This is a genomic window from Clavibacter vidaverae, assembly GCF_047529985.1.
GTDB lineage: Bacteria > Actinomycetota > Actinomycetes > Actinomycetales > Microbacteriaceae > Clavibacter > Clavibacter nebraskensis_A.
Genome location: NZ_JBLJAM010000001.1, coordinates 1,912,794 through 1,937,225 on the forward strand (window position 1 = coordinate 1,912,794; position 24,432 = coordinate 1,937,225).

16 protein-coding genes are annotated in these 24,432 nt (G+C 73.5%); 9 read left to right on the plus strand and 7 right to left on the minus strand.

All coding sequences use genetic code 11. The features are described 5' to 3' along the window. Positions 1-205 precede the first annotated feature (205 nt). From ACMT9T_RS08970 to ACMT9T_RS08980, 3 genes are all read left to right on the plus strand, one after another. On the plus strand, positions 206-8,410 hold the full coding sequence (locus ACMT9T_RS08970; RefSeq protein ID WP_414745219.1) for a pectinesterase family protein: 8,205 nt from the start codon (positions 206-208) through the stop codon (positions 8,408-8,410). Positions 8,411-8,627: 217 nt separating this feature from the next. Next, on the plus strand, positions 8,628-9,320 hold the full coding sequence (locus ACMT9T_RS08975; RefSeq protein ID WP_414745220.1) for a YceI family protein: 693 nt from the start codon (positions 8,628-8,630) through the stop codon (positions 9,318-9,320). Between the two features lie 272 nt (positions 9,321-9,592). Next, complete coding sequence (locus ACMT9T_RS08980) at positions 9,593-10,501, plus strand: alpha/beta hydrolase (protein ID WP_414745221.1); 909 nt, start codon at positions 9,593-9,595, stop codon at positions 10,499-10,501. An 82-nt stretch (positions 10,502-10,583) separates the two neighbouring features. Here ACMT9T_RS08980 and ACMT9T_RS08985 read toward each other — a convergent pair whose 3' ends face one another. The 3 genes from ACMT9T_RS08985 to ACMT9T_RS08995 all read right to left on the minus strand — a co-directional run bounded on the left by ACMT9T_RS08985 (position 10,584) and on the right by ACMT9T_RS08995 (position 12,261). Next, positions 10,584-10,946: an AraC family transcriptional regulator gene (locus tag ACMT9T_RS08985; RefSeq protein ID WP_414745222.1), complete on the minus strand. Its 363-nt coding sequence runs from the start codon at positions 10,944-10,946 to the stop codon at positions 10,584-10,586. A 156-nt stretch (positions 10,947-11,102) separates the two neighbouring features. Continuing rightward, entirely contained in the window at positions 11,103-11,477 is a 375-nt protein-coding gene (locus tag ACMT9T_RS08990) for a PH domain-containing protein (protein WP_414745223.1), read from the minus strand. Positions 11,478-11,628: 151 nt separating this feature from the next. Further along, entirely contained in the window at positions 11,629-12,261 is a 633-nt protein-coding gene (locus ACMT9T_RS08995) for a TetR/AcrR family transcriptional regulator (protein ID WP_414745224.1), read from the minus strand. Positions 12,262-12,294: 33 nt separating this feature from the next. Here ACMT9T_RS08995 and ACMT9T_RS09000 point away from each other — a divergent pair, with 33 nt between their 5' ends. Together ACMT9T_RS09000 and ACMT9T_RS09005 are read left to right on the plus strand one after the other, a co-directional pair. Further along, positions 12,295-13,284 carry a DMT family transporter gene (locus tag ACMT9T_RS09000; RefSeq protein ID WP_414745225.1) on the plus strand — a complete coding sequence of 330 codons (990 nt, stop codon included), beginning with the start codon at positions 12,295-12,297 and terminating at the stop codon, positions 13,282-13,284. A 17-nt stretch (positions 13,285-13,301) separates the two neighbouring features. Further along, positions 13,302-13,892: a hypothetical protein gene (locus ACMT9T_RS09005; protein WP_414745226.1), complete on the plus strand. Its 591-nt coding sequence runs from the start codon at positions 13,302-13,304 to the stop codon at positions 13,890-13,892. Here ACMT9T_RS09005 and ACMT9T_RS09010 read toward each other — a convergent pair. Beyond that, positions 13,835-14,449: a P-loop NTPase family protein gene (locus ACMT9T_RS09010; RefSeq protein ID WP_414745227.1), complete on the minus strand. Its 615-nt coding sequence runs from the start codon at positions 14,447-14,449 to the stop codon at positions 13,835-13,837. The genes ACMT9T_RS09005 and ACMT9T_RS09010 overlap by 58 nt on opposite strands. A 158-nt stretch (positions 14,450-14,607) precedes the next feature. On the opposite strand from ACMT9T_RS09010, the gene ACMT9T_RS09015 reads away from it, so the two are divergent. From ACMT9T_RS09015 to ACMT9T_RS09025, 3 genes are all read left to right on the plus strand, one after another. Then, the gene (locus ACMT9T_RS09015) at positions 14,608-16,989 is read left to right on the plus strand and encodes a glycosyl hydrolase family 95 catalytic domain-containing protein (protein ID WP_414745228.1); all 2,382 of its coding nucleotides are present in this window, start codon (positions 14,608-14,610) and stop codon (positions 16,987-16,989) included. 73 nt (positions 16,990-17,062) lie between these two features. Then, positions 17,063-18,580, plus strand: coding sequence for an alpha-N-arabinofuranosidase (locus ACMT9T_RS09020; protein WP_414745229.1), 1,518 nt, complete (start codon positions 17,063-17,065; stop codon positions 18,578-18,580). Positions 18,581-18,609: 29 nt separating this feature from the next. After that, positions 18,610-19,860, plus strand: coding sequence for a glycoside hydrolase family 27 protein (locus tag ACMT9T_RS09025; RefSeq protein ID WP_414745230.1), 1,251 nt, complete (start codon positions 18,610-18,612; stop codon positions 19,858-19,860). 103 nt (positions 19,861-19,963) lie between these two features. Here ACMT9T_RS09025 and ACMT9T_RS09030 read toward each other — a convergent pair whose 3' ends face one another. The 3 genes from ACMT9T_RS09030 to ACMT9T_RS09040 all read right to left on the minus strand — a co-directional run bounded on the left by ACMT9T_RS09030 (position 19,964) and on the right by ACMT9T_RS09040 (position 23,198). After that, entirely contained in the window at positions 19,964-20,869 is a 906-nt protein-coding gene (locus ACMT9T_RS09030; RefSeq protein WP_414745231.1) for a carbohydrate ABC transporter permease, read from the minus strand. Further along, on the minus strand, positions 20,869-21,858 hold the full coding sequence (locus ACMT9T_RS09035; protein WP_414745232.1) for a carbohydrate ABC transporter permease: 990 nt from the start codon (positions 21,856-21,858) through the stop codon (positions 20,869-20,871). Before ACMT9T_RS09035 ends, ACMT9T_RS09030 begins: the two co-directional genes overlap by 1 nt. A gap of 68 nt (positions 21,859-21,926) precedes the next feature. Then, positions 21,927-23,198, minus strand: coding sequence for an ABC transporter substrate-binding protein (locus ACMT9T_RS09040; RefSeq protein WP_414745233.1), 1,272 nt, complete (start codon positions 23,196-23,198; stop codon positions 21,927-21,929). 230 nt (positions 23,199-23,428) lie between these two features. Between ACMT9T_RS09040 and ACMT9T_RS09045 the strand changes: the two genes are divergently transcribed. Continuing rightward, the gene (locus tag ACMT9T_RS09045) at positions 23,429-24,430 is read left to right on the plus strand and encodes a LacI family DNA-binding transcriptional regulator (RefSeq protein ID WP_414745234.1); all 1,002 of its coding nucleotides are present in this window, start codon (positions 23,429-23,431) and stop codon (positions 24,428-24,430) included. The last annotated feature ends 2 nt before the right edge of the window (positions 24,431-24,432 follow it).

Consider the following 24,432-nt stretch of genomic DNA (forward strand, 5'->3'; position numbering starts at 1 on the left):
GGGATCCGCACCCCCCGTCCGGGGCCGGGTTTTCGAGAACGGCCTCCCGGCATTGCGGAATGCACATGCGTGTGCATGATTGACCTCGGCCGTCCATTACCCGATCGGCGGCCGTCTCCCGCGCTCACCCCGATCCGAGCTGTGCCACGTCCCCGCGTGCCAGCTCGAGCGTGCGGTCGCGCCTCACCCGAAGGCCCACCACCCGATGCTCCGCTCCTCCTCCGAGCCCTCCCCTGCCCTCCTCACCCCCGGCTCCGACGCCTCCGTCGCGGCCACCCCGTCGCGCGCGCGCCTGCGCATCGCGGCGGTCCTCGTGTCCGGCGCCGTCATCGCCGGCACGGTCCTGCCCGCCGACCCCGCGCTCGCGGCCGACACCAGCGCGCCCTCGACGCCCGGCAGCCTCTCCGCCGAGTACTCGGGCGGCGTCGGCACCGTCGTCGCGTGGGGCAAGGTCTCCGCCTCCGACCTCGCGGGCTACCGCGTGTACCGGAGCGCGACCAAGACCGTGACGGCGGACGCCGCCTCCCGCGTCGCGACCACGACCTCGCTCACGGCGACCGACGCGGCCATCGCGGGCGGATCCACCGGCTACTACGCCGTGACCGCCTACGACAGGACGGGCAACGAGTCGAAGCCGTCGAGCGTGAAGCAGGTCCAGGCGAAGGACACGCGCGCGCCCGACGCCCCGTCGAGCGTGAAGGCGACCGCCTCCGCCTCGGGCGTCGCGCTCGACTGGGCCGACTCGGACGAGGTCGACCTCCGCGGCTACGTCGTCGCGCGCTCGACCTCGTCGAGCGGCACCTACACGACCCTCACCGCCTCCCCCGTCACGGCCTCCGCCTTCACCGACGCGCAGGCGCCCGGCGGCATCGCGTCGTACTACCGGATCACCGCGGTCGACCTCACGGGCAACGCCTCCTCCGCCGCCACCGCGTCGGCGAAGCGTCCCGCGGGCGCGCCCACCGCTCCCGCCGCGCCCGGCTCGCTCACGGCGAAGCTCGGCAGCACGGGCGGCGTCGCCCTCTCCTGGAGCGCCTCGACCGGCGCCACGAGCTACGTGGTCGCGCGCGGCACGAGCGCGTCCGGGCCGTTCACCCGCGTGAACGGCTCCACCCTCACCGCCACCACGTACACGGACGTGCCGCCCGCCGGCGCGACCGCGTACTACCAGGTGACCGCGGTCAACGCGGTCGGATCCTCGGCCGCCGCCACCGCGTCCGTCGCCATCCCCGTCGACAAGACGGCCCCGCGGACGCCGTCGAGCCCGCAGGCCGCCATCGTCCCGAACGCGGGCGGCATGACGATCACGTGGAAGGCCAACACGGAGGCCGACCTCGCCGGGTACGTCGTGCTCAAGCGCGGATCCGACGACGTCTACCGCCAGCTCCTCCCGGCCGCCGGCACCCCCGCGTACACGACCACGCGCTTCACCGATCCCGCGGCGACCGAAGGCAGCACGAGCTACTACCGGATCCGGGCGGTGGACACCGCGGGCAACCTCTCCGCGTACGTCGCCGTCACGGGCAACAACCCGAACGTCGCGCCCGCAGCGCCGTCGAGCCTCACCGTGAAGCCGAGCGCCACCGCGGGCCTCGATCTCGCGTGGGCCGCGCCGAAGGACACCGACGTCGCGGGCTACACCGTCTCGCGCAGCACCACGAGCAGCGGCACCTTCGTGCAGCTGGCGACCATCACGACCGCGGCCGCCGGATCCCCGCCCCGCTTCACCGACACGAGCGCGCCCCAGGGCGTCCCCGTCTTCTACCGCGTGACCGCGCGCGACCTCGTGGGCAACGTCTCCAAGGTCTCGAGCACGGTCTCCGGCACCTCCACGACCGCGCCCGTCGCGATCCCCGTCGAGTACACGGTGCTCACGGTCGGCGCCGGCAAGCAGTTCCCGACCATCGCGGCGGCCGTCGCGTCGATCCCCAAGACCGCGCTCGCGAACCACCGCATCGACATCGACCCGGGCACCTACCGCGAGTCGTTCTCCCTCGACCGCTCGAACGTCATGCTGCACGGCCTCGGCGCCGACCCGTCGAAGGTCGTGATCTCCGCGGCGCAGGCCTCCGGATCCGCCGACCCCGACGAGCCCGAGGAGACCCTCGGCACGGCGGGCAGCGCGGTCATCCGCGTGACCGGCACCGACGTCACGCTCGACAACCTGACCGTCGAGAACGCGTTCGACGAGAAGGCCCACCCCGAGATCACGAGCGCGCAGGCCGTGGCCCTCCGCGTCGAGGGCGACCGGTTCGTCGCCCGCGGCGTCCGCCTCCTCGGCAACCAGGACACGCTGCTCGCCGACACCCCGAAGCCCACGACCCGCATCCGCCAGTACTACGTGGACAGCTACATCGAGGGCGACGTGGACTATCTGTTCGGCGCCGCGACCGCGGTGTTCGACCGGGTGACCTTCCGCTCGCTCGACCGCGGCAAGGCGAACAACGGCTACCTCACGGCGGCCAGCACCGACGAGGGCAGCAAGTACGGCTTCCTCATCACGGGCAGCAAGATCGTGAGCGACGCGGCCGACGGCACCGTCAACCTCGGTCGCCCGTGGCACCCGAGCGCGGATCCGAAGGCCCTCGGCTCGGTCGTCATCAAGGACACCTGGCTCCCCTCCGCCATCGACACGGCCGCTCCGTGGGACGACATGTCCTCCACGAACTCCTCCGGCGTGAAGGTGCCCTTCGCCTGGCAGGACGCGCGCTTCTCCGAGTCGCAGAACATCGGCCCGGGCGCGACCGTCAACGCGAACCGCCCGCAGATGGCCGCGAAGGACGCCGCCAACGCGACGCCCGAGCGGTACCTCGCGGGCAAGGACGGCTGGAACCCGGTCGTCCCCGCGTCCGCCGCCGTGCCGGCCGTGCCCGCGGGCCTGGTCGCCGCCGCCGACTCGAGCGTCGTGCACCTCACCTGGGCCGACGACGCCTCGGCGAGCGTGACCGGCTGGACCGTCTACCGCGCGGACGCCACGGGTGCCTTCGCGAAGGTCGCCTCCACCGACTCGCCCTCCTACAGCGACACCACCGTCGTGAACGGCGCGAGCTACCGCTACGCGATCACGGCCGACTCCCGCACGGGCGTCTCCTCCGCGCCGAGCGACGCCGTCGAGGTGACCGTGCAGGCCGCGGCCATCGTGGTCGACATCACGGTGGATCCGCGGGCCACGGCGAACGGCACCACCGTCTTCCCGACGCTGACCGCCGCCCTCGCCGCCGCGCCCGCCGGCACCGCGACCGACCCCACGGTCATCTCGCTCGCCGCCGGCCGCTACGCCGAGTACGCCACCGTCGCGAAGCCGTACACGATCCTCGTGGGCGCCACCGGCACCGCGCAGGACGTGGTGATCACCGGGAACCGCGCCGCGGGCACGCCCACCGGCACCACGACGGACGGGGTCGCCGACACGTACGGCACCTCGGGCAGCGCGACCCTCGTGATCACGGGGAGCAACGTCTCGCTCCGCGACCTCACGGTCGAGAACGCCTACGTCGAGGGCACCTACGCCAACGGCCAGGCCGTCGCGCTCCGCACCACGGGCGACCGGCTCGTCTACGACGGCGTGCGCCTCCTCGGCAACCAGGACACGCTCTACGCCAACAGCCCGAGCGCCGCCGTCCCGGCGCGCTCCTACTTCCACGACAGCTGGATCGAGGGCGACGTCGACTTCGTCTTCGGCCGCGGCACCGTGGTCATCGACCGCAGCACGCTCAACGCGCTCGACCACGGCACCACCCCGAACGGCGCGGTCACCGCGGCGAGCACCGACCGGAGCAACCCGTACGGCTTCCTCATCACGGGCAGCCGGATCATCGGCACCGCGCCCGACGGCTCGCAGAACCTCGGCCGCCCCTGGCAGCCGGGCAAGAAGCAGGCCGACGGCACCTCCATCGCCGACCCGGACGCCAACGCGCAGGTCGTCGTGCGCGACACCTGGCTCGGCCCGGTCGTGAGCCGCACGGCGTGGACCGACATGGTCAACAGCGGCGTGACGACGAAGTGGCAGTCCGCGCGCTTCGCCGAGCACGCGAACACCGGCCCGGGCGCGAGCACGGGCGCCGACCGCGCGCAGCTGACGGACGCGCAGGCGGCCGCGAGCACCTCGTACGCCTACCTCGCGGGATCCGACGGCTGGAACCCCGTCGCCCCGCTCGCCGAGGACGCCGCCCCCGCGGCCGTCGCCGGCCTCGTCGCGACGTCCGCGGAGAAGCAGGTCGGCCTCTCCTGGTCGACCGGCGCGGAGAGCGACGTCGTGGGGTACCGCGTGTACCGCGCGACCGGATCCGACGCCCTCGTCGCCGACGCCGCGCACCTCGTGGCCGAGGTCGCGAAGCCCGTGCTCCTCGACCGCGGCCTCGCGAACGGTACCGCCTACCGCTACCTCGTGGTGGCGGTCGACCGGGCCGGGAACGCCTCCGCGCCGTCCGACGTCGTGACCGGCACGCCCGCGGTGAAGCCGCTCGTGGCCGACATCACGGTCGCGGCCGACGGATCCGGCGACGTCACCACCCTGCAGGCCGCCCTCCAGGCGATCCCGGCCGGCACCTCCGCGGCGCCGAAGGTGATCCTGGTGAAGCCCGGCACGTACCGCGAGGTCGTGTCGTCGAACAAGGCGAACATCGTCATCGCGGGCACCACCGGCGACCCGCGCGACGTCGTCATCACCTACGACAACGCGAACGGCACCGGCAAGGGCGCCACCACGTGCCCGGCCGTCGTGGCCGCCACGTGCGGCACCGCCGGCAGCGCGACCGCGACCCTGTCCGGATCCGGCATCGAGGTGCGCGACCTCACGATCGAGAACGCGTTCTCGAGCGCAGCGCACCCCGAGATCGGCCCGAACAACACGCAGGCCGTCGCGCTCCGCGCGCTCGGCGACCGCCAGACGTACCGCCATGTGCGCCTCCTCGGCACGCAGGACACGTTGAACGCGGACGCCTCGGGCAACATCACCGCCGACGGCACGGGCTACCCGCGCCAGTACTACGTGGACAGCTACATCGCCGGCAACGTCGACTTCGTCTTCGGACGGGCCGCCGCGGTCTTCGACCGGGTCACGATCCACGCCACCACCCGCAACGGCGGCACCGTCTTCGCCCCGAGCACCGCGTCCAAGAGCCGCGGCTACCTCGTGGTCGACAGCCGCATCACCGCGGACAACGACGCGCCCACCATGGCGCTCGGGCGTCCGTGGCGCGGCTGGGGCGACGGCACGCAGGCCGACACCTCGCGCGGCCAGACCGTGATCCGGGACAGCTGGCTGGACGGCGGCATCGCCGTCGCGCAGCCCTGGACCGACTTCGCCCCGAACGTGTGGACCGACGGCCGCCTGGCCGAGTTCCGCAACACCGGCCCCGCGGCGACGGTCAACGACAAGCGCCCGCAGCTGAGCGCATCCGACGCCCTCGCCCAGACCCCGGCCGCCTACCTCGGCGGCACGGACGGCTGGGACCCGACCGGCGCACCGGCCCAGGACGCGGCTCCCGTCGCGCCCGCCGGCCTCGTCGCCGCGCCGGGTGCCGCGCAGGTCTCGCTCGACTGGTCCGAGAGCACCGAGTCCGACGTGCGCGCCTACCGCGTGTACCGGGACGGGCAGCTCGTCGCCACGACGGCCACCTCCTCGGCCACGATCACGGGCCTCGCCGACGGCACCGCGTACGCCTTCACGGTGCGCGCGGTGGATGCGGCCGGTCAGGAGTCGCCCGCCTCGGCGAGCGCCTCGGCGACGCCGGCCCTCAAGGTCGACGCCACCGTGCACGCGGACGGCAGCGGCGACTACCCGACGCTGCAGAAGGCCGTGGACGCGGCGACCGGGAACGGCGAGTGGGTCGTGAGCGTGGATCCCGGCACCTACGCGGGCACCACGTCGGTCGCGCGATCGAACGTCACGATCGTCGGATCCGGGGCCGCCCCGGCCGACACGGTGCTCACGAACGGCACCGCGACCGCGACGCTGACCGTCTCCGGATCCGCCGTCACCGTGCGGAACCTGTCGATCGCGAACACCACGGCGACGGGCAACGCGCCCGCCGTCGCGATGACGGGCGACAAGGTCCTGCTCGCCGGCACCGCGCTCTCGAGCGCCGCCGGCCGCACGGTCTTCGCCGACACGTCGACCTACACGGTCGCCGCGCGGCAGATGATCACCGGATCCACCATCGCCGGCGGCAACGACGTGCTCCTCGGCCGCGGATCCCTCGTGGTCCACGACACGGCGATCTCCGTCCGCACCAACGGCACCGTCCTCACCCCGAGCACGGCCGAGAACGCCAAGGGCTTCCTGCTCATCGGCAGCCGGGTCGACACGACCGGCGCGACGAACGTGCAGCTCGGCCGCCCGTACCGCGCGTGGGGCGACACGTTCACGCCGCGCTCGGTCGGCCAGGCCGTCGTGCGCGACACGGTGCTCGGATCCGGCGTCAAGGCGAGCCAGCCCTGGGGCACCGGCCCGTCCGGCGAGCCGTGGACCCTCGGCCGCTTCGCCGAGTACGCGAGCACCGGCGCGGGAGCCGCGCAGGACGCGACCCGTCCGCAGCTCTCCCCCGCGGAGTCGCTCGGCGCGACCGTGTCGCAGTGGCTCGGCGCGCCCACGTGGTACCCGGCGGTCGCGGATCCTGCGGCCCCGGCCGACGTGACCGCCCCCGGCGTGCCCGCCGACCTGGTCGTCACGGCCGGCGACGCCTCGGCCTCGCTCGCCTGGACCGCGTCGACGGCCGACGACATCGCCGGCTACCGCGTCTACCGCTCCACCGCGGACAGGGTCGCGATCACGGCGGCGAACCTCGTCGGCACGGTCGGCACCACGCCGGCCTTCGCCGACGCCGGGCTCGCCAACCGCACGACCTACCGGTACGCGGTCGTCGCGGTGGATGCGGCGGGCAACGCCTCCGCACCCGCCACGGCCGAGGCGCGCCCCGTCGACACGGCGCCGCCCGCGGCACCCGTCGGCGTGGTCGCCACCGGCGCCGACGGCAAGGTCCTCCTCTCCTGGACCGCGAACGCCGACGCCGACATCGCCGGCTACGACGTCTACCGCGACGGCGAGAAGCTGACGGGCACCCCGCTCACGGCTCCCGCCTTCACCGACACGGGCCTCGTCAACGACACCGCGTACGCCTACACGGTGACCGCGATCGACGACACCGGCCTCGTCTCGGCGGCGTCCGCGGTCGCCACCGGCACCCCGCGCGCCGGCGACGCCGTGGCCCCGGCTGTGCCCGCGAAGGTCACGACCGAGCTCGGCCGCGGATCCGTCACCGTGCGCTGGACCGCATCGCCCGACGACGACGTGACGCGCTACGACGTGCTCCGCTCCACGGGCGGCGGCGCATCCGGCGTCGTCGGCACCGTCGGACCCGGCGAGGCCCGCTGGACCGACACCGCGGCGGCCATCGGCACGGCGTACGCGTACTCCGTCGTCGCGACCGACGGCTCGGCCAACTCCTCCGCGGCCTCCGCCGTGGCGAAGGCGACGCCGATCAAGGTCGACATCGTGGTGGCAGCCGACGGCTCGGGCGACGCCACGAGCCTCGCGCAGGTGCTCGGATCCACCGACCCCGCCACCGGCTCGCTGTCGAACAACGCCGACTACACGGCGCAGGGCTACCGGACGATCCTCGTGAAGCCCGGCACCTACGCGGGCGGCGTGGTCTCCGGCAACCGCTACGGCGTGAACGTGGTCGGCGCGACCGGCGACCCGGCGGACGTCGTGCTCACCGCACCCGGCGGCGCCGTCGCGACGCTCACCATCTCGGCCCCGCAGTGGACCCTCCGCGACGTGTCCGTGCAGAGCGTCGCGACCGCGGTCGGCGCGCAGGCGACGGCCGTGCAGGTGAAGTCCGGCGACAAGCAGGTGCTCGACCACGTGCGCCTGCTCGGCGACAAGCAGACCCTGCTCGTCTCCACCGCCAACGTCACCACCTACAGCCGGGTGTACGTCACCGGCTCGTACCTCGAGGGCGGCGCCGACCTGATCCTGGGCCGCGCCGTGACCGTGGTCGACCGCAGCACGATCCACGTGCTCGACCGCCCGGGCGCCTCGCTCACCGACTCGTCCATCGCGGCGGGCTCGGCGTACGGGTTCCTCATCGCGGACAGCCGCATCGTGACGGACGGCGCCGCCGGATCCATCGCGCTCGGCCGCCCGTACTCCACGACCGGCAAGGCCCAGGTCGTCGTGCGCGACACCGAGCTCGCCGAGGGGATCAGCACGGCCCAGCCGTGGAAGGACTGGGACGCCGCGACGCCCTGGACCGCCGGCCGCTTCTCCGAGCACCGCAACACCGGTGCCGGGGCCGCGATCGTGGATCCCGCCAAGCGCCCGCAGCTGACGGACGCGGACGCCGCGGCCTTCACCGCGCAGCGCTACCTCGCGGGCGCGGACGGCTGGAACCCCACCGGCCGCTGATCCGCAGCGCACCGCACGCACGACCGGGACCGCCCGCCGACGCTCGTCGGCGGGCGGTCCTGCGCCTGCGGGGGCACCCGTCGATGCCCGGGTCGGGATCGCGAACCTGGCAGACCCCTGAGCGCGTGAACGTTATCCCGGGCTGGCCCGTCGTCCTCCATGTCGGCGCAACATCCCGCGGCGGACGAAGACGCACCACCCGGATCAGGAGACCCCCATGCAGAAGAAGACCAAGATCATCCTCGGCACGAGCGCAGCGGTCGTCGTCGTGCTCGGTGTCAGCGCCGCCGCGTTCGGCCCGGCGTTCTACCGCGACAACATCGTCGGCGCCCCCGCCGCCGCCCCGTCGGTGTCGGCCGCCCCCGCCGACTCCTCGCTCGACACGAGCAACCTGTCGGGCGACTGGAAGATCGGCGCCGGCAGCACCGCCGGCTACCGCGTCGCCGAGGTGCTCAACGGCACCGACGTGACCGTCGTCGGCAAGACCGAGGACGTGTCCGGCACCATCACGGTCGACGGATCCACGCTGAAGGACGCGACCGTCAAGGTCGACGTCGGCTCCATCGCCACCGACCAGGCGGCGCGCGACGACTACTTCCACAGCACCGCCATGGAGGTCTCGAAGTACCCCGACGCCACCTTCCAGCTGACCCAGCCGGTCGACGCGGCCGTGCCCGCGAGCGGCCAGGTCGCGACCGTCCAGGCGACCGGCGAGCTCACCATGCACGGCGTGAAGCAGACCGTCACCGTGCCGCTGCAGGCCGCGCTGACCGCCGACGGCGTGCAGGTGAGCGGATCCATCCCCGTCACCTTCTCGGACTACGGCGTCGAGGCCCCGAGCCTCGGCTTCGTGAGCGTCCAGGACAAGGGCACCGTCGAGTTCCTGGTGAAGGCGACGCCCGCGAAGTAGTCGCGGATCGGCCCTCGGGGCCGCCCCAGACGAAGGGGAGGAGGAGCGCGTTCGGGACGCTCCTCCTCCCCTTCTGCGTGCCCGGGGCGCGTGACGCCAGGCGCCCGCATGCACCTCCGCGGATCCCGCGCGCCGTCTGTCCACGGGTGGCGGCGTCTGGGGACGGCCGGGGGCTTCCCCAGGATCGCCGCCCCTAGGGTCATCGCGGTCCGGCGAGGGTCTTCCCGCCGTGACGTGAATATCACTGCCCATGACAGAGAGATGACACGACCATGTCCGTCACCCGCTCCGCGTTCCGAACCCGCCCCGTGGCCGTCGCCGCGCTCGCGACGCTCGCCCTCCTCGGCGTCCCGACCGCCGCCCAGGCCGCCACTCCTGCTCACGCCGCCGTCGTGGACCACGCGTCCGCGCACCACCACGCTCCGTTCCCCCTCAGCCAGTACACGATCCCCGCCACGGACGGCAGCGGCTTCGGCGACGCCACCCTCTACGCCCCGCAGGACACCGGCAAGAAGACCCTCGGCGCGATCGTCGTCGCCCCGGGCCTCAAGGGCGACCAGTCCGACCTGGCCTGGCTCGCCAAGGACCTCGCTGGCGAGGGCTTCATCGTGCTGAACATGAACACCCTGGGCGGCTACGACCTCCCGCAGCAGCGCTCCTACGAGATGCTCGCCGCGGCCAAGTACCTCGCCACGGCCAGCCCGGTCAAGGACCAGGTGGACCCCGCCGACATCGGCGTGGTCGGCTACTCGCTCGCCGGCGGCGGCGCCCTGAACGCCGCCGTGGAGCAGCACGGCCTCAAGGCCGCCGTCGCGCTCATGCCGTACGACTTCCCGGCCGGCACGACCGACCCGTACAAGCCCACCCAGTCGCCGACGTACCCCAGCATCACCACCCCGACGCTGGTCATCACCGGCCAGACCGACACGACCGCCCCGGCGTCGTTCATGGGCAAGCCCGCCTACGAGTCCATCCCCGCATCCACCCCCAAGCAGTACCTGGAGCTCCGCGGAGCGGACCACCTCGCGTTCCGGAACAAGGAGAACGGCACCGTCCGCGACGCCGTGACCAACTTCCTGAAGACCTACCTCGACGGCAACAGCGCCTACAAGAAGTACGTCTGCCCGGCCCAGCCGGTGTCGGCCGCCATCAGCGACTCCGCCAGCTCCTGCCCCCAGTAGGACCGATCCACGGCCTCCGGGCCCCATGAGAGCGGCGTGCGACCTCGGGTCGCACGCCGCTCTCGGCGTCTGTGCGCGCTGGCTAGCCCGCCGAGCGGATCGGCACGAGGCAGTCGATCTCGCCCGCCCGGCGGTAGTGCTCGATGTGCGGACGGTCCGGATCATGGTCGGCGATGTCGAACAGGGCCTCGAACGCGGGCTCGATGAGCTCGTAGACGCCGGGAGCCTCGCCGCGCAGGCGCAGCCGGAGATAGGCACCGCCCGGGATGACCGTCTCGTCCATGCCGACGGGGGTGGCGCCGTCGCGCTCGAGCCGGACGGATGCCATGCGATACACGCGGTCCGCGGGGCGCACGAGCCCCATCATCCGTCGCCCCTGGAGCGAGTCGAACGCGGCCTCGAAGGCGGGCCAGGCCTCCTGCACCGCCGCGATGTCGAGCGGCACGTCACGACTCAGGGCGGGAGCGTCATCGAGCTCGACGACGTCGATCCGGCCGAGGTCGTGCGTCAGGGGGGGGGTTCGTCATGATCCCTCTCTGGTGGGATGCCGGGCGGACGGGCACGGGACCGGTGATCGGGGCGCCCCTCCTCCGCTGTGCGATCAGTGCGCGTGCAGCACAGCCCACGCGATGAGGCCGTCGATGCGCCGGATGTCGGCGCCCTTGCCGAGCTTCACCTTGATGTGCCCGGCGCGCGTCCAGAGCTCCAGCTCCGCGTTGAGGTCGAACGTGCCCGCGTTCTCCGTCGACCACATGTGGATCGAGCTGTAGGGCAGCGAGTACAGCTCGACCTTCTTGCCGGTGATCCCCTGCGCGTCGCGCACGATCAGCCGCTTGGTCGTGAAGGTGGCCGAGTCGCGGAAGGTGCGGAACGAGGCGACCGCCTGCTCCCCCTCCACGAGCAGCTCGTGCACGTCGGCGGGCACGGGGATCTCGGCGGCGAGGGTCCAGGTCAGGAGGGGTCCGGTGGCGTCCATCCTCCGAGCGTGGCAGCCGGGCGCGCGTCGCGCAGGCCCCCGTCCGGGCCGCTCGTGGACCACCGGATCCGCGCGCGGACGGCGGGTCAGGCGGCGAGCGCGCCGCGCAGGAGCTGCGCGAAGGGCCGTCGCTCGTCCGGCGCCGCGGCGTTCACCGCGCCGTTCCCGTCGGCGCCGGCAGCGACGCCCCGAGCAGCGCGCGGGCCGCGTCGCGCGCATCCGCCAGCGGGCGCGCGAAGGTGCCCATGCCGAGCGTCACGAGACCGCCCTCGTAGAGGAGCATGAGCGCGCGGGAGACGGCGGCCGGATCCGGCGCCCCGGCCTCGCGGCACAGGTCGCGCAGCAGCTCGAGCATCCACGCCTTCTGTCGCATCACCTCGGGGAGCACGTCGTGGCCGTCGTCGTCATCGGCCAGGTCGCCGGCGCCGAGCTCCGCGCGCGCGTTGATCGCGCTGCAGCCCTTGGGCGTGTTCGCCTCCGCCCAGGTGATCGCCGCGTCGAACACCGCGAGCAGGCGGTCGATCCCCGGCTCGGGCGTTCGCGCCAGCCGCGCCGCGAGGTGCTCGCGCCAACGTGCGTCGCGGTGCTGCAGGTACGCGACCACCAGCTGCTCCTTGGAGCCGAAGCGGTCGTAGATCGTCTTCTTGGTGACGCCCGCGGCGGCGGCGATCGCGTCGACGCCGACCACGTGGATCCCCCGCGCGTAGAACAGCGCGGACGCCGCGTCGAGCACGCGGCGGGCACCGGGGGTGAGCGGGGCGAGGTCGGGGACGGCGGTCTTCACACCATGACTATACAGATCTGTATAGTCAGCCCCATGACCAGTAGACAGATCGGTATACCGCGACGGCTCGTGACCGTCGCCGCCGCGGCCGGGTTCGTGCTCGCGTGGAGCTCCGGCTTCCTCATCGCGGCCGTCGGCACGGTCGAGGTGCCCGCCACCACGCTGCTGCTCTGGCGGTTCGCGCCGCTCGCCGTGGTGCTGGTGGCGCTCGTCGTCGCGACGGGCGCGGCGCGCGGGATCGCCCCGCGGACGCTCGGGCGGCAGGCCCTCATCGGCGCGTGCGCGCAGCTCGGCTACTGCGCGTTCGTGTACGCGGCGATCGGCGCGGGCATCGCGACCGGGACGACCGCGCTCATCGACGCGGTGCAGCCGCTCGTGGTCGCGACGCTCGTCGGGCCGCTGCTCGGGCTCCGCGTGCGCGGCGCGCAGTGTGGCGGGCTCGCGCTCGGCGCCGTCGGCGTGGTGCTCGTGGTGCGGTCGCAGGCGGGGGCGGTGGATGCGGATCCGATCGCGTACCTCCTGCCCGCCGCCGCGATGGCGTGCCTGGTCGCGGGCACGTTCCTCGAGCGCCGGTCGACGGGGCGTCCGCCCGTGCTCGTGACGCTGACCGTGCACGTCGTGGTCACCGCCGCCGCGCTGCTGGTGGCCGCGATCGCGACCGGCACGCTCGCGCCGCCCGCGGATCCGGAGTTCTGGATCACCACCGCCCTCGCCGCGCTCGTGCCGACGCTCGGCGCCTACGGGCTCTACTGGTGGCTGCTCGAGCGGGTCGGGATCACGGCGCTCAACGCGCTGCTGTTCCTGGTCGCGCCGACGACCGCGGCGGCGGGTGCGCTCCTGCTCGGGGAGCGGATCACCCTGGTGACGTTCGCGGGCTTCGCGCTGTGCGGGGCGGGGGTCGCGGTGGTGCTGGCGACGGAGGCCCGCCGCGACGCCGCGGCATCCGAGCGCGCGACCGGGCGACCCGCGGACCACCCCAGTCCGGGTGCGGATCGCCGCGAGCCCGCCGGCCGGGCGGCGTGACCCCCTAGCGTCGGGGCATGCGCGCATCGCGGACCAGCCTCGCCCGGGCGGGCCTCTGCGCCGCCGCCCTCCTCACGATGAGCGGGTGCGCGACGCCCGGCGGAGCGGGCGGGCTCGTGCGGGAGGAGCCGCCGATCATCCTGCCGACGTCCTCGCCGACGCCGACGGCCGACCCGGACGCGGGCGGCTTCACGGAGTGCGCGGACGCCTCCCCCGCCGCGGTCGCGGCCGTGAACGCGAGCATCGCCGCCGACCCCGGGCCGTACCCCGGCCTCCAGCTCGACGGGCTCGAGACCGTGTGGGACGCGGACGAGGAGGTCTGGACGCTCGCCGGCATGGTCGGCCCGGTGGGCGAGCCCATGAGCTCCACGTCGGGGCACATGGTGGCGCTGTGGGCGACGGACCAGGACCCGACCCGGGCGGACTTCACGGGCACGCTCTGGTCGGCCGTGAACGGTTCCGAGATGGTCTCCGCCGCCCCGCATCTCGACTCGTTCCAGCCGCTGACGATGGACGGCCCCGACCCGGCCGGGCTCTGGTGCAGCGACCTCTACCCGGAGGCGGAGGCGGAGGCGGAGGCGGAGGCGGACGGCGGCACCGGCGGCTGACCCGCGCACGGCAGCCCCCGCAGCCACAGGTCGACCTCGCGGGTCGACCGCAGGCGCACGATCCTGAGGTGCGGGTGCTCGATGGCCGCGAGCACCACGCGCTTCCGCACCTTCGCGCGCCCCCTCCATCCCCACCGCACGATGTGGTCCGGGTCGGTGAACACGGTGCGCATCGGGGGCTCGCGGTTGTCGTGCCAGAGCGGCTCGCGGCGCCAGCGGCGGAGCACCGTGCGGCGGATCAGGCGCCCCATCTGCACCTGCACGGGCAGGTCGAGCCACACCAGCGTGTCGGCGCGCGACGGCAGGAGCTGCCCGAGCTGCGTCGTGTACTGCCACTCGGTGACCCAGGCGTCGCGCGACGAGAAGGCCTCGACGTCGTCGCGGAAGGTGGGCAGCTCGGTCCAGCCGGGGCCGTGGAAGAGGGAGTCCATCTCGGTGTGCAGCAGGCCCGTGCGGTCCTGGATGCGCCGGGCCAGCGTGGTCTTGCCAGCCCCCGAGGGCGCGCCGATGAGGAGGCGCCGGGCGGGCGGATCCAGGCGCTGGAGGGGTCCGAGCATCCGGCGATCCTAGGGGGAACGCCTGCCACCGCGTCGGGATCCGTCCCGACCTTCCCGACGCGCGCCCCCGCCGGTAGTTTTGGTGCCGCCCGCAACGAATCGACGACGACCGGAAGGGGCCGATCATCCGATCGCTCTCGCGCGACGATGCGCACCACGTGGACTCCCCCCTCCTCGCCACCGCGACCGCGGCGCCGACCTGGGAGGAGGGGCTCGTCGTCGGCAGCGGGCGGATCGGCGCGGTGGCGCACGGCCCAGCGGATGCGATCACCGCCTCCCTCGCGCACGAGCGCTGGTTCCCGCCCGTGAACCCGCGGCCGAAGGCGCCCGACCTGCGGCCCCGCCTCGACGCGATCCGCCGGGCGCTGCTCGCGGGCGACGCGGACGCGGCGAGCGCCGAGCTCGTGGCCGGTGCGCGGGACAGCGGCTACGACGACGGCCTCGTCTGGACCGACCCGCTGGGCATCTGCGCGACGCTCGTGATCCGCACCCCCGGTGGCGTCGCGCGCACGCGGCGGACCATGGACCCGGCGGGCGGCGAGTCGGCGGTCGAGTGGACCGACGAGGCGGGCGGGCGACACGCGCTGCGGCTCCTCGCGCCGCGCGACGGCGCGGCGTGCTGGCTCGCGCTCGAGTCCGACCGGGAGTCCGCGACGACCGTCGAGCTGGGCCTCGGCGCCGGCGACGCGACCTCGTTCGACACGGGCGTGCCCGACGCGTCCGCCGCGGTGCGCGCGTCCGTGGCGGGCGGCGAGCGCGGGATCCTCACGGTCGAGGCCGGCACGGACGGCGACGCGGTGCGGGCCGTCACGGCGGTCGACGCGGGCGGCGCGTGGGAGGTCGACGGCGGATCCGCGCGCACCACCGTGCGCACCGGTCCCGACGCGCCGCGGCTGATCCGGCTCGCGGGCGCGACGGGCCCCGCCGCCGCCGCGCCCGCGCCGTCCGCACCCGCCGATCCCGCACCCGCGTGGGAGGACCTGCGCGCCGCCCAGCGCGCGACCCACGGCCGGCTCGTCGCCGCCTCCGCGCTCGACCTCGACGGCACCGCCGCAGCCGCACACGCCACGACCGAGGACCTCTGGGCGGCGGCCCGCGCGGGCGACCCCGCCGCCCGCCGCCGCGTCGTGGAGGTCGCGTACCTCAGCGGCCGCGCGGCCATCGTCTCCTCCACCGGCGAGCTGCCGCCCACGCTGCAGGGCGTGTGGCAGGGCACCTGGCGCCCGGCCTGGTCGGCCGACTACACGCTCAACGGCAACGTCCAGGACGGCGCCATGGCGGGCATGATCCCGACCGGCACGCCCGAGCTCGCCCTCAGCGTCCTCGCGCTCGTGCTCCCCCACCTCGACGACTTCCGCGACAACGCGCGCCGGGTCTTCGGCGCCGAGGGGATGCTGCTGCCCGCCCGCATGTCGACGCACGGCCGCGCCGACCACCTCTCGGCCAACTACCCGCACCCGTTCTGGATCGGCTGCGGCGGCTGGATCCTGCGCATCGCCGCCGACGCCGTCTCCGCCACCGGCGACCGCGGCATCGTCGACGACCGGCTGTGGGAGCTCGCCGAGGGCGTGCTGCGGTTCGCCGAGACCGCGACCGTGATGGTCGACGGGGTCCGCCGCCTCGTCCCCTCCTACTCGCCCGAGAACACCCCGCGGGGCGAGCGCGTGCCGGCGGCGACCGACGCGACCATGGACGTCGCGATCCTCCGCGACGCCGCCCGCGCCACCGCCCTGCTCGGCCGGGCCCGCGGCGGCTCCTCGCTCGACGCACGCTGGGACGCGGTCGTCCGCGACCTGCCGCCGTACCGGGTGGCGGACGACGGCACGCTCGCCGAGTGGCTGGATCCGCGCTGGCCGGAGGAGGTCGCGCACCGCCACGCGTCGCAGCTGCACCCGGTCGGCACCGGCACCGACCCCGCGTTCCTCGGCGACGGGGAGGAGGCCGTGCGGCTCCGGGCAGCGGCCGCGCGCACGGTGGCGGCGAAGATCGCGTGGCGCGCCGAGGACCCGACCGCGCCGCCCGGGCGCATGGAGATGGCGTTCGGCCTGGTGCAGGTGGGCCGCGCGGCGGCCGCGCTGGGCGACGCGGAGGCCGCCCTCACGTGCGCCGAGTGGCTCGCGGTCGACCACTGGAGCCCGACGCTCACGACCCGCCACGACGCCGGCCGGATCTTCAACCTCGACGCGAGCGGCGGCCTGCCGGGCCTCGTCGCGGCGATGCTGCTCGGATCCGACGAGGGATCGCTCGCGGTGCTGCCCGCGCTGCCCGCGGCCTGGGCGCGCGGATCCGTCACCGGGCTCCGCGCGCGCGGCGGCCTCGTGGTCGACCGGCTCGACTGGGATCCGGAGGGCGCGGCGCTCGTCGTGCGGCGCGTGCCCGGCGCAGGCTGGCTGGCGCCGGCGGGCGGCACGGAGCTGCGGCTGCCGCGGGCGGCGTCCGTGCGCGTGGACGGCCGGGCGCACGCCGCCGACGCGCGCCTCGACATCGGCGGGGAACCCGTGCGCGTCGAGGTCGCGTGGGCTCCGCGGCGCGTACTGTGAGATCGATCTCTCACATCGGGGCCCCGGCCCCCGACCCGCAGCGGCACCGTCGCCGCCCCCAGGAGGAGCACCCGTGACCACCACCATCACCGTCGACCTCGACCGCCCCGGCGCCACCATCAGCCGCCACCTCTATGGGCACTTCGCGGAGCACCTCGGCCGCTGCATCTACGACGGTTTCTTCGTGGGCGAGGACTCGCCCGTGCCGAACGCCGGCGGGATCCGCCTGGACGTGGTCGAGGCACTGCGGGCCCTCGACGTCCCGAACCTCCGCTGGCCCGGCGGCTGCTTCGCGGATCGCTACCACTGGCGCCAGGGCGTCGGCCCGCGCGAGCAGCGGCCGAAGCTCGTCAACACGCACTGGGGCGGCGCGGTCGAGGACAACTCGTTCGGCACGCACGAGTTCATGGCGCTCTGCGAGCTGCTGGGCGCCGACGCCTACGTCTCCGGCAACATCGGCTCGGGCACGGTGCAGGAGATGTCGGACTGGGTCGAGTACCTCACGGGCGCCGGGCAGACCCCCATGGCCGAGCTCCGCCGTGCGAACGGCCGCGACGAGCCGTGGACCGTGCCGTTCTGGGGCCTCGGCAACGAGGCGTGGGGCTGCGGCGGCAACATGCGGTCCGTCACCTACGCCGACCTCGCCCGCCAGTTCGGCACGTTCTGCGAGAGCGGCGGCGACACCCCGCTGCACCGCATCGCGGCCGGCGCCGACACCATGGACACCGAGTGGACCGAGACGCTCATGCGCGTGATCCCGGAGATGGACAAGCACCCGTTCTCGTCCGTGCCGTGGGAGTCGATCTCCGTGCACTACTACACGATCGGCGGCAGCTGGACGGCGAAGGGCAGCGCCACGGACTTCGACCAGGAGGCGTACTGGTCGACCATCGTGGCGGCCCAGGGGATCGAGCCGCTGCTCCGCGCGCACGCCGCCGTGATGGACGTGCACGACCCCGACAAGGTCTACGGCATGGTGCTCGACGAGTGGGGCACCTGGTGGGACGTGGAGCCGGGCACGAACCCGGGCTTCCTGTTCCAGCAGAACACCATCCGCGACGCCATGGTCGCCGCCCTGCACTTCGACGTCTTCCACGCGTTCGCCGACCGGCTGCGGATGGCGAACATCGCGCAGACGGTGAACGTGCTGCAGGCGATGCTGCTCACGGATCCCGACGGCGGCGAGATGGTGCGCACGCCCACGTACCACGTGTTCGAGATGAACCGCGGGCACCACGACGCGACCTCGCTGCCCGCGGTGGTGGCCGGTCCCGCGCGCGCGGTCGACGGCCGGGAGATCCCGCTGGCCTCCGCCTCGGCGAGCGCCAAGGACGGCCGCGTGCTCGTCTCCGTGTCGAACGTGGACCTCGAGGGGCCGCTCGAGATCGAGCTCGCGTTCCGCGGCGGCGCGGTCGACGACGTCGTGGGCCGCATCCTCACGGCCGACCGGCCCGACGCCCACAACCGCCCGGGCGACGCGGACGCCGTGAGCCCCGTCCCGTTCGACGCGTACGAGCGCACCGCGGGCGGCCTCCGCCTCACCCTGCCGCCGCACTCGTTCGCGACGCTCTCGCTGCGGATCGCCGAGTGATCCCCGCGGCCGGGCCCGCTGCCGGAACCGTGCCCGCAGCCCGCCCGCCCATGGGCTGGAACAGCTGGGACTGCTTCGGCGCCTCCGTGACCGAGGAGGAGGTGCTCGCGAACGCGCGGTACCTCGCCGAGCGCCTGCTGCCGCACGGCTGGGACACGGTCGTCGTCGACATCCAGTGGTACGAGCCGGACCCCGGCATGGACGATTACCAGGAGGTGTCCGCGCCCGTGCTCGACGCGTGGGGCCGGCCGCAGCCCGCGGTCGGCCGGTTCCCGTCGTCGGCGGGCGGGCGCGGGTTCACGGACCTGGCCGCGCGGATCCACGAGATGGGCCTCCGCTTCGGCGTGCACCTCATGCGCGGCGTGCCGCGGCGCGCGGCCGAGGAGCGGCTGCCGATCCTCGGATCCGACGCCACGTGCGCCGACATCGCCGACCCCGCGAACCCCTGCCCGTGGAACCCGGACGACTTCGGCGTCGACATGACCCGGCCGGGCGCGCAGGAGTACTACGACTCCGTCCTCGCGATGCTCGCGGGCTGGGGCGTCGACTACGTGAAGCTCGACGACGTGCTGTACCCGCCGATCCAGGCGGCCGAGATCCGGGCGATCTCGCGGGCGATCGCCGCGTCGGGCCGCCCGATGACGCTGAGCCTCTCCCCCGGCAAGCAGCTGTCCCTCGAGAACCTCGACCTGCTGCGGGAGACCGCGCAGGCGTGGCGCATCTCGGACGACTTCTGGGACGACTGGGACCACCTCCGCGAGCAGTTCCAGCGCGCGGCCAGGTGGGCGCCGCACCAGCGCCCGGGCGGCTGGGCCGACGCCGACATGCTGCCGCTCGGCCGCATCGGGATCCGCGCCCACGTCGGCGACGACCGGCAGAGCCGCTTCACCCCGGCCGAGCGGCGCACCCTCGTCTCGCTCTGGTGCCTGCTGCGCTCGCCCCTGATGTTCGGCGGGCACCTGCCCGACACGGACCAGGCGACCCTCGCGCTCCTCACGAACGACGCCGTGCTGGAGCTCCTCGGGAGCGACGCGAGCCGCGAGATCGTGCGCGACGGCGACCTCGTGGTGTGGGCGGCCGAGCGCGGATCCACCCGCTGGCGCGCGGTCTTCCAGCTGGGCGACGCACCCCGAACCGTGACGGCGCACCTCGCCGACCTCGGCTGCCCGGACGCGACGCGGGCCACCGACCTCTGGACCGGCGAGGAGCTGGCCGTGGTCGACGGCGGGATCCCGCTCGAGGTCGAGGCGCACGGCGTGCGGCTCCTCCGCCTCGCCTGAGACGACGCCGCGCCCCGCGCCTCGCGCACGGACGACGCCGGCCGCCCGGATCCCAGGGGGGGGAGGGATCCGGACGGCCGGCGTCGACGCGCGTGCCCGCGCGTCAGCCCTTGAACGCGCCGTCCATGATCCCGGTGATCATCCGCCGTCCGACGAAGAAGAACAGGATCAAGAGTGGCAGCGTCGCCATGAACGACCCGCCCATGGCGAGCGCCACGTCGATCGAGCGGTTGGCCTGCAGCTGCTTCAGCGCGATCTGCACCGTGAACAGCTCCGGCGACTTCAGCACGATGAACGGCCACATGAAGTCGTTCCACACGCCCGTGAAGGTGATGAGGCCGAGCACGAACGCCGCCGGCCGCACCACCGGGAACGCGACGCCCCAGAACAGCTGCCACGAGTTCGCGCCGTCGAGCCGCGCCGCCTGGATGAGCTCGTCGCTCACCGTGGTGGACATGTGCTGCCGCATCCAGAAGATGCCGAACGCGCTCGCGAGGCCCGGCACGATGATCGCCTGGAGCGTGTCGACCCAGCCGAGCTGGCTGATGATCAGGTACTGCGGGATCACGCTGAGCTGCGCGGGCACCGTCATGGTGAGCAGCACGATGAGGAACAGCAGGTTCCGCCCCGGGAACGTGAGCTTCGCGAACGCGAACCCGGCCATCGCGCAGAGCACCGCCGACAGCACCGCGACGGTCGTCGAGACCAGCACGCTGTTGAGCAGCGACAGCATGAACGGCACCGTGTCGAACACCTTCCCCGCCACCGTGAAGAAGTTCGTGCCGGGGAACAGGCGCGGCGGGATCGAGGTGACGGCGGTCGCCCCCACCGAGGCCACGACGAGCATGTAGTAGAGCGGGAACACCGAGACGAGCACGGCGATGCTCAGGAACACGTAGACGATCGGGCTGACCCCGCCGCCCTTGCCCCGGCGCTTCGGCAGGGCCGACCGCTTCGTGACGGGCGCGGCGACGACAGGGGACACGGTCTGGTCGATCACGTCGGACATCAGCTCGCCTTCCTCGTGCGGGTGGACAGGTAGAAGTTGAGGAGCGCGACGACCACGACGATCACGAACAGCACGACGCCGATGGCGGATCCGTAGCCGAACTTGAACTGGCCGAAGCCCTGCTCGTAGAGGAACAGCGCGAGCGTCTGGCACTGCCGGCCGGCGCCGCAGGTGAGGCCCGACTCGGGCGCCGCGAGCAGCGGCTCCGTGAAGATCTGGAGTCCGCCGATGGTCGACATGATCACCGTGAAGATGATGATCGGGCGGAGCGCCGGGATCGTGAGGTGCCGGAACTGCTGCCAGCTGGACGCGCCGTCGACGGCCGCCGCCTCGAACATCTCCCGCGGGAGCGCCTGGAGGCCGGCGAGGTAGAGCAGCGTGTTGTAGCCGAACCAGCGCCACATGACCATGGCCGAGATGAGGATCCACGAGCCGTGGTTGGTCGCCATGAAGTTGATCGACGGCAGCCCGAACAGGCTCAGCACCCAGTTGATGAGGCCGAAGTTCCGGTCGAAGATCTGCGCGAACACGATCGCGGTCGCGGCGACCGAGGTGATGTACGGCACCAGCAGCGCCATGCGGAAGAAGTTCGCCCACTTGAGCCGGGCGTGGTTCAGCAGGTGCGCGAGGAACAGCGCGAACAGCAGCTGCGGGATCGTCGAGATGAGGAAGATCGCGAACGTGTTGACGAGCGCGTTCCAGAACCGATCGTCGGCGAAGAGCTGCTGGAAGTTCGCGAGCCCCACGAAGGTCTGCTTGCCGATGGGGTTCCAGTCGAACAGCGAGACCCAGAACGTGAACACCAGGGGGAACAGGCCGAACACGATGAAGATGATGAAGAAGGGCGCGACGTACGCGTACGGCGCGATGCGCTCGGAGAGCGAGTGCTTGATCTGCCGGGTCGTGGAGACCGTCGGCGCCTTGCCGCGGCGGGGCCGCGAGGGCGGGGGTGGCTCGGTGCTCGTGCGGGGTGATGTCGCCGTCGACATGGGGTACCTCCGTCTGAGGGGCGGCCCGGCGCATCGCGCGCCGGGCCGCCCGGGTGGGTGGGACGGGATCAGCCGCCGATGGCGGTCTTCGCCGAGGCGAGCGCCTGGGACCAGGCCTTGTCGGAGGTGACGTTGCCCGACTCCAGCTCGACGAGCGTGTTGAGGAGGGCCGCGTTGATGGGCGACGTGTCGGGTCCGTTGTAGAAGGACGGGAACTTGGTCACCGACTCGGACATGACCTGGCCGATCTTCGAGTCGCCGTAGAAGTCGTCCTGGTAGGCCAGCACGTCCTCGCTCTCGACTGCGTCCGCCGCGGCCGGGAAGGTGCCGGACCGGGTGAAGTGCTCCCGCTGGGCCTCGCTGGACATCATCGTCTCGATGTACTGCCAGGCCGCCTGCGGGTTCTCGGCGCGCGCCGGGATGGCGATGACGCTGCCGCCCCAGTTGCCGCCTACGCCGGGGACGCTCGCGACGCGCCAGTTCCCCGCGGTGTCGGGGGCGTCCGTCTTGATGCCCTTGAGGATCCACGACGGGGCGACGGTGACGGCGAACGCCCCGTTGGCGCGGCCCGGCGCCCAGCCGGACGAGAACGCGGCGATGCCCGCGCTGATGCCCGCGTCGTGCGTGTCGACCGCGACCTGGAAGGCGTCCTCCACCTGCGGGTTCTTGTCGTAGACGAGCTCACCGTCCGGCGAGTAGTACTTCTCGCTCACCTGGTTGACGGTGGAGAAGAAGACGCTCGTCTCGATGTTGTCGACGAACGGCTTGCCCGTCGCCTTCGTGTACTGCTCGCCCATCGCGATGAACGAGGGCCAGTCCTTCCACATGGCCGCGACCTCGTCGGGCTCGGTGGGGAGGCCGGCCTCGGCGAAGAGGTCCGCGCGGTAGGCGAAGCCGAGGCCGCCGACGTCCGTCGGGATCCCGACGACCGAGCCGTCCTCCGCGGTGGCGGCGGATGCAGCCCACGGCAGGTAGTCGTCCGCGATGTCGTCGCCGCCGAGCGTGCGGAGGTCGAGGAAGTTCGCGCTGTTCTCGACGAACTGGGGCAGGTCGTCGTTCTGGATCATGACGAGATCGGGGACCTTGCCGCCGGCCAGCGCCGCGGTGAGCGCGGTGGCCGTCTCGGTGGTGGAGCCGACCTCGGTCAGCTTGATCTTCGCGTCCGGCTTCTTCTCCTGGTACTCGGCGACGCCGTCCTTGGCGGCGATGCCCGTGAAGGACCAGAAGGACGCCTCCGCGTTCGGGTCGTCCGATGCGCCGCCCCCTCCGCCGGAGGAGCATCCGGTCAGGGCGACGGCGACTGCTGCTGCGGCGGCCACGGCCGTCAAGCTTCTTCTCACGATGTTTCCTCTTCGTCGGGGATCCGTGCGGCGTGATCGGAGCGTCAGCGCTCCGGCCGAGAGAACGATCTCTTGGCGTCACCGTAGCTCGCGTGCCACCATCGTGCAAGCGCCGCTGCTCACCGAGACCGAGCCGTGGGACATCGATCTCCACCTAGGATCAGGAGGGCTTCGCGACCGTGACGACGCCCGCCCGGGAGGGGACCCATGCAGACCAGGGCGAGCGCCCGATGACCCGGCCCACGCTGGTCGACGTCGCCAAGGCCGCGGGCGTCTCCCGCGCCACGGCCGCGCGCGTGCTCTCCGGGGGCACCCGGGTCGACGCGCGCATGGCGGCGGCCGTCGAGCACGCGGCGAAGCAGCTCGGCTACGAGGCGAACAGCGCGGCCCGCATGCTGCGCGGCGGACGCTCCGGCGCGATCGCGCTCATCATCGCCTTCAACGAGCTCGACAGCCTCACGGGCACCTTCTTCACGTCCGTGCTGAAGGGCGCGGCGAAGGGGCTGCACGCGGCGGAGATCCAGCCGGTGCTGCTGCCGGCCGACCAGGACGACGCCGACCGGATCCCCCGCTTCCTCCGCTCGCGCGCGGTCGACGGCGCCGTCGTGATCCTCCAGCACGAGATCACGCACCTCGCCCAGACGCTCGCCGACTCCCCCGTGCCCGTGGCGTGGGTGGGGCGGCCGCGCGGCGACCTCGCGGACGACGCGATCATCGTCGATTCCGACAACCACGGGGGCGGGCGGCTCGCGGCGCGCGCGCTGGCGGACGCCGGGCGACGGACGCTCGGGATCATCGCCGGCCCGCACGACATGGAGCCGGCGCGCGACCGGATCCGCGGCTGGCGCGACGAGCTGACCGCGCAGGGCATCGACCACGGCGCCATCGTGCACGCCGAGTTCACGCTCGAGAGCGGCGCGGCCGCCATGGCCCGGCTGCTCCAGCGGCACCCGGCCATCGACGGCGTGTTCGCCTCCTCCGACCTCATGGCCGCCGGCGCGATCCGCATGCTGCAGGCCTCGGGCCGGCGAGTGCCGACCGACGTCTCGGTCATCGGCTTCGACGACGTGATCATCGCGACCACCTCGGATCCGCCGCTCACCACCATCCGCCAGCCTCTCGAGGAGATGGGGCGCGTGGCCGCCGAGACGGTGATCGCGACCATCGAGGGCCGCGAGGTCGACCGGCAGCCGGTGCTCGCGACGAGCCTCGTGCAGCGCGAGTCGGCGTGAGC

Coding starts and splice junctions, on each gene's coding strand:
- ACMT9T_RS08970 (WP_414745219.1), top strand. CDS start 206: ATGCTCCGCTCCTCCTCCGAGCCCTCCCCTGCCCTCCTCACCCCCGGC.
- ACMT9T_RS09045 (WP_414745234.1), top strand. CDS start 23,429: ATGACCCGGCCCACGCTGGTCGACGTCGCCAAGGCCGCGGGCGTCTCC.
- ACMT9T_RS08980 (WP_414745221.1), top strand. CDS start 9,593: ATGTCCGTCACCCGCTCCGCGTTCCGAACCCGCCCCGTGGCCGTCGCC.
- ACMT9T_RS09005 (WP_414745226.1), top strand. CDS start 13,302: ATGCGCGCATCGCGGACCAGCCTCGCCCGGGCGGGCCTCTGCGCCGCC.
- ACMT9T_RS09035 (WP_414745232.1), bottom strand. CDS start 21,858: ATGTCGACGGCGACATCACCCCGCACGAGCACCGAGCCACCCCCGCCC.
- ACMT9T_RS09010 (WP_414745227.1), bottom strand. CDS start 14,449: ATGCTCGGACCCCTCCAGCGCCTGGATCCGCCCGCCCGGCGCCTCCTC.
- ACMT9T_RS08975 (WP_414745220.1), top strand. CDS start 8,628: ATGCAGAAGAAGACCAAGATCATCCTCGGCACGAGCGCAGCGGTCGTC.
- ACMT9T_RS08990 (WP_414745223.1), bottom strand. CDS start 11,477: ATGGACGCCACCGGACCCCTCCTGACCTGGACCCTCGCCGCCGAGATC.
- ACMT9T_RS09000 (WP_414745225.1), top strand. CDS start 12,295: ATGACCAGTAGACAGATCGGTATACCGCGACGGCTCGTGACCGTCGCC.
- ACMT9T_RS09030 (WP_414745231.1), bottom strand. CDS start 20,869: ATGTCCGACGTGATCGACCAGACCGTGTCCCCTGTCGTCGCCGCGCCC.